At 46.1% G+C, this 15,331-nt stretch carries 11 protein-coding genes and 1 rRNA gene; 9 read left to right on the top strand and 3 right to left on the bottom strand.

All coding sequences use genetic code 11. From position 1 onward, the window contains the following. The first annotated feature begins 65 nt into the window (after positions 1-65). From rrf to ELAC_RS05030, 5 genes are all read left to right on the top strand, one after another. Positions 66-180 (top strand): 5S ribosomal RNA (gene rrf / locus ELAC_RS05050). 292 nt (positions 181-472) lie between these two features. After that, positions 473-2,062: a TolC family protein gene (locus ELAC_RS05045; protein ID WP_158227812.1), complete on the top strand. Its 1,590-nt coding sequence runs from the start codon at positions 473-475 to the stop codon at positions 2,060-2,062. Beyond that, a complete protein-coding gene (locus ELAC_RS05040) occupies positions 2,055-3,347 on the top strand; it encodes an NHLP bacteriocin system secretion protein (RefSeq protein ID WP_158227811.1) in 1,293 nt (430 codons plus the stop codon). Before ELAC_RS05045 ends, ELAC_RS05040 begins: the two co-directional genes overlap by 8 nt. Further along, a complete protein-coding gene (locus tag ELAC_RS05035; protein WP_098038178.1) occupies positions 3,340-5,520 on the top strand; it encodes a cysteine peptidase family C39 domain-containing protein in 2,181 nt (726 codons plus the stop codon). Before ELAC_RS05040 ends, ELAC_RS05035 begins: the two co-directional genes overlap by 8 nt. After that, positions 5,517-7,649, top strand: coding sequence for a peptidase domain-containing ABC transporter (locus tag ELAC_RS05030; RefSeq protein ID WP_098038177.1), 2,133 nt, complete (start codon positions 5,517-5,519; stop codon positions 7,647-7,649). Before ELAC_RS05035 ends, ELAC_RS05030 begins: the two co-directional genes overlap by 4 nt. 96 nt (positions 7,650-7,745) lie before the next feature. Here the strand turns inward: ELAC_RS05030 and ELAC_RS05025 are convergent, their stop codons facing one another. Then, positions 7,746-7,946: a hypothetical protein gene (locus tag ELAC_RS05025; RefSeq protein ID WP_098038176.1), complete on the bottom strand. Its 201-nt coding sequence runs from the start codon at positions 7,944-7,946 to the stop codon at positions 7,746-7,748. Positions 7,947-8,324: 378 nt separating this feature from the next. Here ELAC_RS05025 and ELAC_RS05020 point away from each other — a divergent pair, with 378 nt between their 5' ends. Further along, complete coding sequence (locus ELAC_RS05020; protein ID WP_098038175.1) at positions 8,325-9,239, top strand: M48 family metalloprotease; 915 nt, start codon at positions 8,325-8,327, stop codon at positions 9,237-9,239. Positions 9,240-9,297: 58 nt separating this feature from the next. Here ELAC_RS05020 and ELAC_RS05015 read toward each other — a convergent pair whose 3' ends face one another. Then, entirely contained in the window at positions 9,298-9,822 is a 525-nt protein-coding gene (locus tag ELAC_RS05015; protein WP_098038174.1) for a hypothetical protein, read from the bottom strand. A 247-nt stretch (positions 9,823-10,069) separates the two neighbouring features. Here ELAC_RS05015 and ELAC_RS05010 point away from each other — a divergent pair, with 247 nt between their 5' ends. After that, complete coding sequence (locus ELAC_RS05010; RefSeq protein ID WP_098038173.1) at positions 10,070-11,452, top strand: hypothetical protein; 1,383 nt, start codon at positions 10,070-10,072, stop codon at positions 11,450-11,452. Positions 11,453-11,708: 256 nt separating this feature from the next. Further along, positions 11,709-12,353 carry an adenylate kinase gene (locus ELAC_RS05005; protein WP_098038202.1) on the top strand — a complete coding sequence of 215 codons (645 nt, stop codon included), beginning with the start codon at positions 11,709-11,711 and terminating at the stop codon, positions 12,351-12,353. Between the two features lie 149 nt (positions 12,354-12,502). Here the strand turns inward: ELAC_RS05005 and ELAC_RS05000 are convergent, their stop codons facing one another. Continuing rightward, positions 12,503-13,531: a hypothetical protein gene (locus ELAC_RS05000; protein ID WP_098038172.1), complete on the bottom strand. Its 1,029-nt coding sequence runs from the start codon at positions 13,529-13,531 to the stop codon at positions 12,503-12,505. 308 nt (positions 13,532-13,839) lie between these two features. Between ELAC_RS05000 and ELAC_RS04995 the strand changes: the two genes are divergently transcribed. Then, positions 13,840-15,132, top strand: coding sequence for a hypothetical protein (locus tag ELAC_RS04995; protein ID WP_098038171.1), 1,293 nt, complete (start codon positions 13,840-13,842; stop codon positions 15,130-15,132). The last annotated feature ends 199 nt before the right edge of the window (positions 15,133-15,331 follow it).

Genomic DNA, 15,331 nt, shown 5'->3' with positions numbered 1-15,331 from the left:
CTGTAAGGGCTTTTTTTTTGCCAGACCCTGCCTGAATTGCAGGTTAACAATTCATAGATTTTTTTCCTGGTGGCACTAGAGAAGGAGCCATACCTGATCCCATTCCGAACTCAGAAGTAAAACCCTTCATCGCCGATGGTACTGCACGCAAGAGTGTGGGAGAGTAGGTCGCTGCCAGGTCTTTTGTTCGCCCTTACAGGCTATCCTGTAAGGGCTTTTTTTTTACCTAAATTTAAAGTTGATATTTTATTTCCGTGTCACGTTGGATCCTAATGCACCCACGTAGGCGTGCTTGTGCTTAGATCGGATTGCAAAACTCTTTCTTTAACCGACGACCAAGTGCTATCCCAAATTTTCAAACATAATCGGTGTGGTCAAACTTTCTCTTAAATTCAACCCTCTGTATATACAAATAGATGAGGTAAGACACCCAGCGCATTTCCCTTTTCTAGATAAAATGGTATCCAATCACATGACCAAGGCTCTAACTCACGGATGCAGGTACGGACCGAAATATCTTTTCAGTAGAACGGCTTTTTTTTTCCTTTCCACCTTTTTCTACATGCAACCTCATGCGAGCCTCGCCGAATCGACATATTTTCGATTAACCGATGCAATTGCAGATACCCTCCACAATGATAGACAGGTAGGCGTTTTAATCTTGGATGTGGTCGAGCAGCAAGGGGTTGTTCAGGAAAAAGCGGCTCCCTTTGACTATTATGTTAACAGCGAAATTGAACACGATTCTATCCGTGATGCCCAGGATATATCGACAGGGGTTAAGTCTACGAAATGGGCGCATGAAAACAGGGGGCGGATCGAAGTTGCCAAGAAAACAAGACCGGGAACTCGCATATTGATGGGAAGCGAAGTTCTTCAGTCGCATAATCCGGTATCCAATCTAGTGGATTCAGCAGCGGATGGATCTATCGCAGGGCTTTTCCTGCGCATAGAACAGCCGCTTCTCAAGGACCTTCTTTATGGGAGAGAGCGCGTTGATGAGATTGCAGAAAAGTGGATTTTGGAAGCGGTCAAAAGCAATACCTTGTTAGAAATTTCTGCTAGGATTTTGGAAACGATCGAGTTTTATTGGGATTTGGCTGCCAGCCAAAAAATCATCGATATCCAGATGGATTCAGTTAAAAAAACCGAAGAGTTGATGCGGAACACCGACGATCTGATTAAAGAGGATGAGATACCCAAGTCGGATAGGGTGCAGGTCCTGGCTCTTTTGGCAAATGAAAATATTGCTCTTGAAGCAGCGCGGCAAGAAGCGATCACATCTACGCAACAACTTTTTTTTCTTACCGGTCTCGGAGATCGCATCACAGACCCCGTCGTGATTGACTGGAAATTGGATGATTTTCCAAAGATCAAAAAAATCCCTTTGGGAGATGAACAGATCATCCAAAAGTTCATTTCAATAGGGATTATGAATCGTCCTGAGATTTTATCGTTGAAATCACAACTGATGGCCTCTAAATATATTGTCATCGGAGATCTGAATGCTCTTTTGCCCTCTCTTGATATTGTTGGGGAGATTTCGTCTTCAAATCTTCAGATGGGGCGGAGGACTCGGTCTCTCTCTTCCATCTTAAGCCGGGATCAAAGTGAAACAGATGCTTCAGTCATGCTTCGGTTTTCCATGCCGCTCCAGCAATCCGAAGCGCGAGGACGCTTGCGTCAGCAAGCTGCGGAATCCGAGAGATTCAATCTGCTTTTGAGCAGATCCCGCCATAAGGCGATGGTTAAGATCAGGGAGGCGACGACCCAGCACGCCACCTTAGCCGAGCTTGTAGATAAAGCAGAAGAAGAGGTGAAGTATAACAGCGAACTGGTTTCCAATGAGATTATCAGACTCAACGCCGGAGCAAGCACACTCTTTGTCGTGCTAGACTTTCAGCGCAGGTTGACCAACTCGAAGCGGGAATTGGTGCGCCTGCAGGCGAGGTATGCAAAAAACCTGGCGTTACTCTACTACGAAATGGGTATTTTGCTTAGCAGCACGCCTTGTTTTAACGAATACGCGGTTGCGAACGTGGAGCAGTTTGTTGATGAGTGAAGAAGCGGAACCAGGCTCTCATGAAGACAGCCTGATTGACAAGATGGGAGAGACTCTCGCGGTCGTCGACACAAAGTCGTGGCTGGCAATCATAGCACTGGGCGGGATTTTAACATTTTTATTGCTCTGGTCAATTTTCGGAAAAATCCCCATCAAAGCTGAAGGATTAGGTATTATCCTGAACGAGAAAGGAGTTTTTAGTGTCGAATCGACGACTCCCGGAATAGTTCAGAAAATTTTCGTGAAAAAAGATGACCGTTTCACAGCAGGTGAGAATCTGATTGAGCTGCTAGAGCCTGAAGAGGAGCTCAAGCTCCAGGCAGCAGAGCTGAAACTGACGACAGAGGAAGCGGAGCTTGCGAGGTTGAAAACGCAAGTTGGTGAAGAGTACAAAGCCGAAGTTTTAGCCATGCATGCGGAATTGAAGGCTCTCGAATTCAATCAGGAAAAGTTATTGGAAGAGATTCCAAAGTTAAAGGAAGTATCGGAAAAGAAGCGCTCCCTCTATGAGAAAGGACTGATCAGCCTGCAAGCCCTCCGCGATGCGGAATTTCAAGTCAGCGAGCGGGAGATAAACCTGGAGAAGATGAAAGCCTCGATCTCTTCTTTGAAAGCCAAACTTGCCAAGGAGTACAGGACCGAGGAGATCAAGGGAAAGGAACAGGAGGTGCTTGCAGCAAAGGAAAACTACGAGCTTCTCATGAAGCGAAAAGAGCTTGCTCTCATCAAAGCACCCCAGCCGGGCAAGGTTTTAGAAGTCAACGTACGAGAGGGTACATTCGTCGCTAAAGGAGAAGCTGTAATCTGGTCAGAACATGTTGTCAAAGAGGGCGATCCCATACTGATCTACTCGTATGTTTCTGCAGATATGGGTAAGAGAATTAACCCGGGAGCTAAGGTAAACGTCGAACTTCTTAATGTTAATCCTCAGGAGTTCGGAATGATGAATGCTGAAGTTCTCGATGTCTCGCTTTTTGCCATTTCAGCAAATGCTTTAGAAAAAACTTTGCAAAATGCCACCTTGAGCCAGTATCTGATGGGAAGTAATCGAGCTGTTTTGCAAATCATAGCCAAGCCGGTGGCTGACCATTCTACACCCAGCGGGTTTTCATGGACATCAGGGAGTGGACCGCAAGAGGTTATCACCACAGGAACGTTGGCCAAAATTAAAGTGATCATTGAAGAAGTCCGTCCTATCTCCTATCTTTTCCCCGTTTGGAAACTGAAGAGCGCACTGGATCAATCCCCTGAAAAGGACTCAAAGGCGGTTCAAAAGGATGGTTGATCAATTCTTTCGAAGGCTTTGGAGAAAGGCGGCCGTTAAGACACCTCATGTAGCTCAGTTTGAGGCTGCCGAATGCGGAGCCGCTTGCCTTAAAATCATATTAGATTACTTTGGAAGGCATATTGCCCTTGAGCAGCTGAGGCTCCAGTGCGGAGTGTCGAGGAATGGATGCAATGGGTACGCCCTTTTAAAGGCTGCTAAAGCTAACGGTCTTGATGCGGAAGGTTATCGAATCAGCGCAGATCATTTTGATGAACTTCAATTTCCTGCAATTTTGTTTTGGAAGGGAAATCACTTCGTCGTTATTGAAGATCTCACCTCCAGATATGCATATATCAACGACCCGGCAGCTGGGCGGAGAAAAGTTACGAGAGAGGAGTTTTCAAAAGGATACAGCGGCCTCGCATTTGAGATGGTACCTGGAGAAAATTTCGTTAGAACAGGCTCACTACCTGGAATTTTCTCGCTCGCGATGGAGCGCCTGCAAGGATCTTTCCCAACTCTTTTTTTTCTCCTGCTGGCTCAGACCGCCCTCTCCCTTTTAAGCCTGGCCCCTCCCATCTTCTCAAGAGTTTACCTCGATAGTATTTTATCAAGAGGCATGTACGATTGGCTTTGGAGCTTTGCCGGATTGATGACTCTTCTCACTTTTCTTCTTTCCGGGTTCATATTTTTGCAGGCTAATACAATTAGGCGCCTTGAAACTAAGCTCTCATTGATTTTCTCATTTCGTTACCTTTGGCATCTTCTGCGCTTACCGGTTTTTTTCTTCTATCAACGCTTCGGAGGGGAAGTGATAGCAAGGATGCAGCTTAACGTATCTATTGCAGATATGCTGTCAACTCAAGCCTCTATGATTTTGCTTGGTTTCCTGACGATTTTTTCGTCCGGATTTGTGATCTTTCAATTCAGTCCGGCGATAGCTATTTTAGCTTTAGGCATAGCGATGATGAATGTTTTGCTTCTTTGGAGAGTTGCAGAAACAAGAAAAAGCGCCTACATGGCACTTCAGCAAGATACAGCAACCATCACAGGCGTCAGCCTTGACCTTTTGAGAAGCATAGAGACAATCAAAACATCCGGCTCTGAGAATTTTTTCTTTTCCAAGATTGCCGGGCTGACAACGAAAAAGATCAATTCCCTGCAGAATATCGGAGATAGAGATGCTTATCTCATCAGCTTCGTTCGCTTTTCTCAAAAATTGGCTGAAATCGCTCTGATCGGCCTTGGCGGCTATAAAATCATGGAGGGGCAACTTACTGTAGGGATGTTTATAGCCTTTCAAGCGCTTCTGATGTTCTTCTTGCGCCCTTTCGAGCAGCTCGTATCCATGGGAGTTTTTCTTCAAACCTTAAAGATCGACATGCAGAGAGTGGATGATGTTTTAGGCAATGCGCCTGATGCTACTCTGAAAGCAAAAGGGTCTTCTTTCATGAAATCAGCATCCAAAAGCGGTCATGTGCTGGAATTTAAGAATGTGGCATTTGGCTATTCGCCTTTAGAAGAGCCGTTGATTCATAATTTTTCCTTTCGGCTGGAGCAGGGGCGAACGATTGCAATTGTGGGCCAATCGGGTGCAGGGAAGAGCACGATCTTGCGATTAGCGCTGGGACTATTCTCTCCGCTCAAAGGTGAGATTTTCATCGATGGCCTTTCTTTGAGCAAATTTTCGCGCGATGAGATATCGCAAATTCTGTCTATGGTAGATCAGGATTTTTTTCTCTTCGAAGGCTCTCTTAGAGATAATTTAACGCTTTGGAAACCATCTGGCTCAGACGAACAGTTAAAGAAAAACCTCGAGGATGCTTGTCTTGCTAAAGAGCTTATGGCGCTAGATGGTGGTCTCGATTACCGCGTAGCCCAGGGAGGCAGCAATTTCAGCGAGGGTCAGAAACAGAGGATTGAGATTGCAAGGGCCCTCTTCACCAACCCCTCTATTCTTCTTCTTGACGAAGCGACAAGCGCTCTGGATGCAGACCTTGAAAAAGATATCTTAGTTAACTTGAAGAAAGGTGGTAGAGGGCTCTTGATCATTTCTCATCGCATTAGCGTTGTGCAGCAAGCCGATGAAGTGCTCTGGGTGGAGAATGGAACGATTCAGGATCGGGGAACCCACGCGGAGCTGATGAAAAAAGGTGGAGTTTACGCAAGATTTTGGGAGGGTGCAAATTGAGCAAAGAGCCTACTCACCCCAAAGAGAAAGTGAATCCGGAAACATTGAGGGCTCTTTTTGATAAAACAGCCGAAATCTTTATTTCGGATGAATCATTTGCTTTTTCAAGAGCTTCTGAAAGCGCTTTTTACCAATGTCTCTTTTTGATCGGACAGTTCCAGGGGATTCCCTTTAATCCTTTGAAGGAAAAACGGCACGAGCAGGCAGAAGATCCCTCTCATGTAATTGACGCATTTTGCAGGGAGGCTAACGCCTCTTTTAGGGAGGTTGTCTTAAACAGGGATCTTATCAACAAAAGTCCGGTCCCTTTTCTTGCCTTTCTAAAAAAAAACAGCAAACCCGTTTGCCTTATGCCTGTCCGAGAAGGTGGTCTGGTGCTGATTGAACCGGGTAGCAAAGAACGCTCTCTACTAACGCCGGATAGTTTTTCCCTTCTAAAGCCCCTCGGTTTTCAGTTTTATCGCAATTTTAAAGAGAGCAAAGTCGGACCGTTATATCTGCTTCGCTTTGGCCTCAAAAACGCGAAGCGGGAACTCTTCCTGATATGCGCAACAGCCTTCATGGCAACGGCAGTAAATCTTCTGTTTCCCCTTTCCAATCAGCTACTATTCGATACAATTATCCCTGATTTAAAGTTTTCTCTGTTCAATCAGCTTCTTTTGAGCCTTGGGATCGCAGCCCTAGGGATGCTCGCTTTTTACATCGTCAGGTCTTTAGCGGAGACGAGGCTTACGGGGATCGTGGAAAATACGCTTCAGATGGCCTTTTGGAAAAAAATCATCAGCCTCCCTGCCTCCTTTTTTAGAAAGTACTCCTCGGGAGATTTGATGCTGCGCCTCACACTTTTCGACCAGCTCAGGCGGCAGCTGACAGGTCCTCTCGTACGCCTTTTCATCACACCCGTAGCAGCGTTATGCTTTGCCATATTGATGATTGTTTACAGCCCTTTTCTGGCTGCTATAGCTCTCTTTTTGACATCGCTGTCGTTGGCGATTACGGCCTACTATATTATATACTTGCTCCCCATCATGCGCCGGTTGACAGAAAAAGGAGCGGAGCTCCAAGGGTTTTTGATGCAACTCGTTGTGGGTATTAGCAAACTGCGAGCCACCGGAAGTGAAATTTTTGCTTTTAAATACTGGGGAGAACTCTTCACGGATATTGAAAAAGATAAGCTCAAAGCCAAAAAAGCGGAAGTGATAGCCTCATTGATTCAGTCATTTTTCCCTCCAGTGACAACACTGATTCTCTATCTCGCAGCCTTCCCCCTTTTAACTGCTTCAGATGGAAGAGAGCCCCAATTAACCATCGGAGAGCTGTTGGCATTTCTCTCTGCTTTTGGCGCGTTTTCCCTGGCTTTTTCCGATCTTATCGGCTCTGCCGGAGGTTTATTTGCGTCCATTCCGCTTATTGAACGCGTTGAAGTCATTTTGAAGGAAGGGGCCGAGACCAAAGAATTCCAAAGGCCTGTAAGGAACCTGGAAGGACGGGTCGAGCTGACAAACATAAGCTTCCAGTACCCCGATCAGCCGGTCCCTCTTTTACACAACGTCAACCTTACTCTCAGAAGGGGAGAGTTTGTTGCGATCCGGGGTAGGTCCGGATCAGGCAAATCTACGCTGATCCGTCTCCTTCTAGGTTTGGAGGTCCCTACGAGCGGCGAGGTGTTTTTTGATGGAATTGATCTTTCTGCTATTGATCCCTCATCTTTGAGAGCTCGAATAGGGTGTTTTTTACAGAACTCTCAAGTGTTTATCGGCACTATACGCGATAATATCATGTTGGGTCGTCCACTAAGTGAAGAGGAAGTTCAAAGCGCATTAGTTGACAGTGGATTTAATGAGGTGATCAAAACACTCCCTATGGGGCTGGATACTGTTTTGCCAAGCGGCGGGGCAACGCTTTCCGGGGGTGAAAAGGCGCGCTTGATTCTGGCAAGAGCTTTGGCTCATAAGCCTGACATTTTACTTTTAGATGAACCCACAGCTGCATTAGACGCTGTGAGGGAGAGGGAGTTGATGAGTAGAATTCTAAAGCTTCCTCAGACCAAACTGATCGTTTCTCATCGCAAATCGACCCTTTCTTTTGCTGAGCGAATTTTGACGCTGGACCGCGGAAAACTAGAGTAAAAAACGAGGGCCCCGCCGGGCCCTTTTTGCTTTCGCTTCAACGATATATTGAGAATCAGACACCCTTTCATGGACGCTTGATTCTCTAGTTTACTCTTAGACTATCAAGTCAACATTGGCCAGCAGTCCGGGGCCTTTGGTAATAATATTCCCGAACGCAGTAAATGCTCCCTTCACAGCTTGTGCCGGAGCATCAACAATATTTGTTCCATTCTTGTCATTGATCACACCAGTTTCGAGCGAGAGGCCGCCAACACAATTTTTTAATTCATTGTCCGTCAGCTTTTTCTTATTCATACTAAACCTCACGGGTGTTAAATATTATCTGCCTATAATTTAATAGAGGCTAATTTGCCCCTATACAAACGCGAACCAAGTCACGTCCGTATGTTCATTATAACCAACAATTTGATTAAAGAAAATATTTTAATAATGTTTTATAATAAATTAATATTTTTGTGGTTCTGATTTTTTTGAATACGAGATATTCTTTGAGTTTTGCTTGAAATAGGATTAGGTAGATTAAAAATACGGGGGTTGACAAGTAGTGTGATTTATTTTCTATTTACAAAGTGTTTTGTTTTATTTAACTTTATGCTGTGTTATTTTTGACGTTTGTTTTATAAATTGAATGATTGATGCGTTTGTAATTGGTTCTTGAAGAGTGGAGGGGCTATGACGATAGGTGCGGTGGCAATGGCGCAGTGTATATTGAATGTCGAAGGGGCGCGATCGGTTTTCGACCCGGCTTGGGTCCAGCGCAACCATGGCAATCTCTCGGAAGATTTGACTTTCAAGGCGCAGCAAGGTCTTGATCGAGTCAATAGCATACTTGGGCAAATCCTAAACAATGAAGCCGACCGGATCGGTTTCTCTACAGTAGTCGGTGCAGGTTCTAAAGGGGATGGGCTCTGCGAAACCGTGGGGAATAGAAAGAATGCTGTGATCTTGTTCAGTCCCCATTCTCTTGAAGATATCTCCGGGAATTTGTCTCCAACGAAAAATATTTACTTGACCGCCTGGCTCGATCAGGTGAGTAAACTGCCTGATGACGCAGCCTGTCTGAAGTCCAAGATAGCTTCAGCTGATGAGGGACAAGTCAGCGCCCTGATGGGTTTATACCGTGAGTGCGCTTTCTGCCTTGATGCCGATGAAATTTATTTCATCTTAAAGCACGAACTATCCCATATAAAACAGAGCGATAATGAAAAGCGGCTTGCGCTTCGGCTTGTTGCTGCAACCTGCGCTCTGATCTTTTTGAATCTCTATTCCGATTCAGTAAGTCCAGCCGTCTTTTTTGCGCTAGCGGCTTTGTCCCTATTTTTTCCGCAGCTGTGCGTCAAGAAGAGCGAATACCCGCAGGAGCTCCGCGCGGATGCATGCGGTATCAGAGCCGATGCCCGGGCGAAAAAGGGGGCTAAATCGTATTTTAAAAAGATGGCGGTCTATGAGCTTGCAGCGGAACGGTATTACCAGCTTACCGGTAAGGCGTTCAATTCCGGGACGTTTGCTGCGGAGAAGATATGCCATACAGCGGGGATTGGTCATCCCGCCGCACTTGAGCGCTATAGCGCAGTGATGTCTGCTTAAACGAAGAGGCAGATGTTATGCTGAAAGTGTCATAACACCTGCCTTATTCAGTGATCTATTAACCGAACATCAAGGATTTGCCTGCGCTGTAAGCCCAGCCGAGCGTACCGGTGATCATGCCTGTGACTCCGGTGGCTGCGACAACAACGCTTGTAATTCCGGCTTTTGCAGCCGCTGCGACGGCGGATGTCTCTTGCGGTTTCCCACTCTTGCATTTGCGGCTGATACGGCGACCGCCTACCATTTCCGCCTTTTGAATCTTCATGCTTTTGCGGTTTTTGATCTCTTGCTGCGTACCGTGAAAAGCATAGGTGGCAATCGCGCTGCCGACAGGTCCGCCTACTTTACCGACGGCAAATTTGGCTACTTCGATTCCAACATTGGCAGCATCGTCTTTCACTGCATTGGTTTTAGCGGCTGTCTTCATCGCGGCAATACGGGCCGCCATAGCGCCTTGTTCATGCGCGGGAAGATTCGGGAGTTTATTCTCGAGATCTTTGATGAGGTTGTCGATGGGTGTAGAGGGTTCTGCCTGTACTAATGTTTTAGTAAAGCCAAAGCCTGATGTGATTATGCCAACCATTTTATTATCTCCTTTTAACATTTAAACTTTTTATTTAACTAAATTATAGTTGAGGTTTTTAAATATTAAATTAATCGATTTTAAAGATTTTGTTTTCTTGTTGCTGATTGATCGTTCTATTGTTTTCTTCGATTTAGTTAATTACATCAGCGTCAAACTCTTCTTGTGCCGATATTCCGATCGGATTAAAACGGTTTAAAGCTCTATTTTTTGAGCTCACAATCATCACTATAGAAAGGAGACGCACATGGCTTTTGACTATACTGGAGCACTAACGGCATGGAGAAACCCTGTAGCTCAGGACGCAACAATTCCTGTACCGCAGTACCCGGGGGAGGACATGGACAGGGAGGCAAAACACGACAAGGTATCTGAGACGATTGTCAAATTTGCTCCTTGCCTGTTTAGCCGAAACTACCAAACAAGAGCAGGCTATACGAGTCTTGTTGAAGGGCGTGCCGTCGAAGTGACAGGAAAAGAGGTTGTTGCTACCGGAGCTTTACTGGAGCAGGTCAGCTGTATCTCCAATATCATTTTGGCAAGACTGCTCGATGCGAAGGAGAAAAAAGCCCCGCTCACAGAAAAGCAGACTCTAGAAATCACAACCTGCTTCAAGGAGCTATCCGATTTCTGGAAAGCCCAGGCTGAGAGTGAACAGGCAACTAAGCAAATCAGCGATTCAGTGGAAGTTTTGGCAAACAACATTCCCTATGTGCTGAAAATCTGTGACGCTTTTGTGCAGTACCTGGATGTCTTTGGCCATCAGTTGACTGAAGCGCTTACAACACTTGAAGTGGAGCCAAGCGTTAAAGAAGCTGTCGTGTCGCTATCGGCAATGTTCTTTGATGAGGCATTGCTCTCGGGTAAGATTGTGAACGAATCCATGAGTGTCGGTAAAGTTGATTTCACTCGTGTCAAATTTGATGATGCAGTACTGGCAACGAAAAAAGCCCTGCTGGGTATTTTTGCCAAAGCGGCAAAAGAGGGGAGAGCTGCTGACGAACAGGAGATCGTTTTGGCCAGGGAACTGATCGTTACGTGGAAAGACAGAATGATCGCTCTCGCAAAGGCAAATGAGCTTCAGGTGAATTTTGCATCTGGAACCAAGGAGCTGGAGATGCTTGAGGCTGCAATGAAGCAGCAGGAAGCTCTATTTAAAAGAAGGGTAGAAGACGATACAGCCGACCTGCAGACAAAAGATAAACAGCTGAAGGAATACAAGGCTAGAACTGCCCTAAGCTTGCAGAGCGACGAGGATTTAAAGTCTGCGATCGAAGCGGGTGTAGAGAGCCGCCAGCTAGCAGTTAACACAGCGGCTACCAAGCTGGAAGCAACTAAGGGTGAGCAATCGACAACCCTGGGTGAGCTCTTGGAAGATATCAGACTGCGCAAAGAGAGCCTTGCAGCTTTGAAGAAAGAGATGAGTGAATTCACGTACAATAACTTTTACTATAGTGTCAGTTTAGTGCCTGAATTTACTGTACAGCCCGCAACGTTAGAGCAGATGACTCTGATTGCGGATAACCTCGCACAGCTCTCGCCTCTCTTTGATCAGTATGCCCGTTTCGGTTTGGGAAAAGCTGAAAGGGAACCCAAGGCAAGTGGGTTCTGGTCTCTGATGGGTTATTAATCCATGCTCAAAAAAAGGCCGTCTTGCTTAGGCAGATCGGCCTTTTTTCTCGTGATCAATTCTCCTATTCGCTAACATTTCCACGGAACTCCGGCAGAGGGCGCATGACATGCCAGACAAATGCTCGCCCATCTCAGGAACCTCTATTTGATGAATAGTATTTATGATGAAGGCATTGATATTTAGCATGTGCGCTGCAGGACTTGTATTTGGTTCGCTTTTTTCGGATGACTCAAGCGAAAAAGCTCAGGAAAAAATGATTATTATTCTTTTGGGGCCTCCTGGCTCCGGTAAGGGGACGCAGGCTAAGAAGGTCGCAGGCGAGTTGGGGATACCGCATATTTCCACTGGTGATCTGTTCCGGGAAAACCTCAAACAGGGAACCGATCTTGGCAAGAGGGTCAAAGAGTTTTTAGATTCCGGCAGGCTCGTGCCGGATGCCATCGTTGTCGACATGCTGGAAGACAGGGTTTCCAAGCCTGACTGTCTGAAAGGTTATGTTTTGGATGGATTTCCCCGTTCAATCCCTCAGGCGGAAGCGCTCGATAGGCTTCTTGCATCCACTGGAAGCTATAAAGTGATCAACTTGCAAGTGGCCGATCAAACGATTATCGAACGAATAGAGGGGAGAGAGAGCTGCCCTTCATGCGGAGCGGTCTATAACAAATATTCCAGCCCGAGCAAAAAAGGGGCACTTTGTGAAAAGTGCGGTACCGAACTTGTGCAACGTTCCGACGACAAAAAAGAAGTGGTCGAAGAGAGGCTGAGGCAATACTACTCCCAGACAGAACCGCTGATTGGCTTTTACGAAAAGAAAGGCAAGCTTGTCCATATAGATGGTAGAGAAGACCCGCAGATCGTCTTCAAAGAGATTATGCAGGCGATCAGCGAAAAAAAATAAACTGACGCCCCAAAGACGGCGCCAGGCAATTCAAAGCTTTGTGGTGCCTTGGGCGAACCTTTCGGTATGTACCGAAAGTATCTCAAAAATTGGCATGAGAGCTTTCTCTTTGCAAAAACTAATTTTTAGACACTTTCGGTATAAATCTCTTACTCTTTTACCCTATGCAAAAACTCGTTCAAAAGAGGAATTGAATAGATTTTCTCTCTTTTTAGATCCCCTACGGTTTTGATACCGACTCTCTCTAACTTTGCTTTGGCGAGGAGATGCAGCTCGGTGCTATCTTTTTCAATATCAAGCGATTGTATATCCTCATGATCAAGAAGCCCCTTTTCAAGGTAATCTTGGACATACCAAAGGGATAGGCAAGAGAGTGCCTCGAGGGCCGGGTGATCATTGCTTAAATGGACCTTGCCTTTCTGCGGATCTTTTGTTTCATATACCGAGTCCAGCTTGAGCTTTAGAAGATAATACATTCCCGAAGCGGGCGTCTCCCCATTCCCTTCTTTGCCAATAACCTGGACAATCAACTTCGAAGAGGATTCTTTGGCTGTGCTCAAAGAATCGATCATCTCAGCCCTGCCGCTGTTCCAGGCCAGGAGAAGCAGGTTGCCGAGCAGGTGCAGTATTAAGTGGGCTTTCATCCCCAGACTATCGAAACTCTCCTTGATGCGCTTAAGATCGGCCCCTGTAAGAGTGCCTGTTTCCAGCAGCTGTATGTCGTGTTCGGAGATTTTTAACGAGTCATAGAGTTGCTGAAGGGAGTTGTCGACGGTTTGTACGGCAGCGGCAAGATGGTGTTCTATCGGTTCTCCAAAAGTTTGCCTGCCGAGCGCTGTTAGAGTCTCCTTGGATGCCAGGGATATGCAGTCGAGGAAAAGGGGCTCCGGAAAGCCGGCGAGGAGAGGGTTGAGGATAGAGGGGGTACAAGTCGATGGCTCCTCCAAAAGAGTCAAAAACTGGGAAGGAGTGAGAAGTTTTCCGATCAATGTCAGAGCGGAATTGGATTTTATTCCCGAAAGAAGGGCTGTCAGCTTCTCTTTCTGCTCCTGTGGGGGCAAAAGCAGGAGCTCTAAAAAAAGATCAGGAAGCTGCTCGGCTTTTAGATTCGTGGCATTCTCTTCGATGAACCGGCTGGAGTTACCTAGCCATTTTCTTAATTCTTCCGCACTTTGCATAAATTTCCGTGTCAATTGGTCTATCTCGAAGGTGTCTCAAAACTGAGTTTTTGGCAAAGAGAAAGCTTCCTACGATTGAAAGAGTGCAAGTTACCTCATATTGGTAATATTAGGTGACTTGCGATCACTCAATTGCCTTGCTTTCTCAAGGCCCCGATAACAGATTGAGAGGTTTGTCGGCATAATGATTTAGCTATCGAAGCACACTCATAGAGTGCTTTCGGTTGGATCGGGTATTTCTGTATTATTAACTTCTGTTTCAGGTATACGCAAGGATAAAAAGATATTTTCTGAGAAGGAATAGGGGAATGCAGCCGCGGAAAGCACAAACGATTATCGATGGCCACCTGTTTGAATATGTCAGCTTAAATGATGATAAAGCCGACGAGTCCTGGATGTTCAAAGCGGAGGGTAGAACCCTTGTTTTTTCATCCAGCCTCATCCAATCAACAGAGATCCGGACTCTTTTGGAAGAGATGGCAAATCCACCCAGAGTTTTTATAGCAGAGCATCTTCTTCCGGATGAAGATTTTGATCTGATGCGACAGGAAAAACTGAATGCGTTGGATGCAGAGGCGGCGCTGAAGTGTCAAATCAATTGCATGCCCCTCTCCACCCCGCCGCTCTATTATCCCCCTTTGGATAAACGCCTGGCCGGCCAGTCGGTCTCCGATTTCTTGAAGTTTTTCCAGCTCGAACAGGCCGAGGGAATCTTGGGGTACGCCCAGATTGTCGGGAGGAAAATCGAGAGGTTTCTCTCAGAAATTGCGCCCGAGGAAGTTGAGCGCTACGAACTTGAATGGAAGCTGAAAGATGTAATACACGAGATTGATTCGCCGCTGCTGGCCGTTGTGCGGAAGGAAGCAGGGAAGGCTCTTCAAGAGATGGCCGCCGAGGGAATTCAAAGGAATGAGCTGCTGGCCAAGGAAAAGAGTCTCATGCGCCTCAGAATTGAGCTTAAAGGCATGTTATCTAATCACCTCGATGCGCTTAAAGAGCTCTATCTGGCTCTTGAAAGAATCCTTGAGAAAGAAAACTGGGCGGAAGATCTCTACCTTTCCGTCCTGTCGCTGTCAGTCCTTTATGAAGAAGTGATCAAAGAGAAAGAACTTGCTCTCTCCAATTGGGTGAAACTCTCTCTCCTGATGAATTTTCTTGAACGAGATGAAAACATAAGTATCTTAATCACATCCCCTAAACGGCTCAGGCTGATGGCTCCTTATCTGGTGCGCACGGCCTTTGAGGGCGTGGCCAAAAAATTTACTAAAAGAGAGCAGCTTAATGGAATTTTAGGGATTGATGCCCTTGCTGCGGCTATCCATGAACGGCAACTACAAGGGGATACGAACTTGGCAAACGGAAGCGAGAGATTCGTCGCCGCGCTGCAGCGCGCGTTTTACGGGCTGAGCCGCCTCTTCTCTAAAGAGGTGTTTCCGATCAGAAAACAGGGGAGTGAATTAGATATGGAGGCTTTGGCGACGATTCCCTGCTATCATGAGATTGCATCGGGAGTGGTGCCCCTGATTCAAAGAAGCCCTTCCTCCACCCAGAAATTTGCCCTGACCGATGCAGGAGAGCTCGCTTTCAATTTTTTATCTTAGAGCCTGTCTACAGCTGAAAGTGTCTCAAAATCGTTTTTTTTCGCAAAAAGAAAGCTCTGTGCGATTGAAAAATGGCCAATCGCTCCCTGATTTGAATGGTTGACGATTTGCAATTTTCCAATCGTGGGTGTCTTCTCAAAGCCACAATGGCACTTTCGAGACACTTCGGTATACATCTTTTTGTAGTTTCTGGTAATGT

Origin of the sequence: Estrella lausannensis (assembly GCF_900000175.1) — a bacterium.
Classification (GTDB): Bacteria; Chlamydiota; Chlamydiia; order Chlamydiales; family Criblamydiaceae; genus Estrella; species Estrella lausannensis.
The sequence above is the reverse complement of the archived record's forward strand: the minus strand, read 5'-3'. Positions and strand labels throughout refer to the sequence as shown.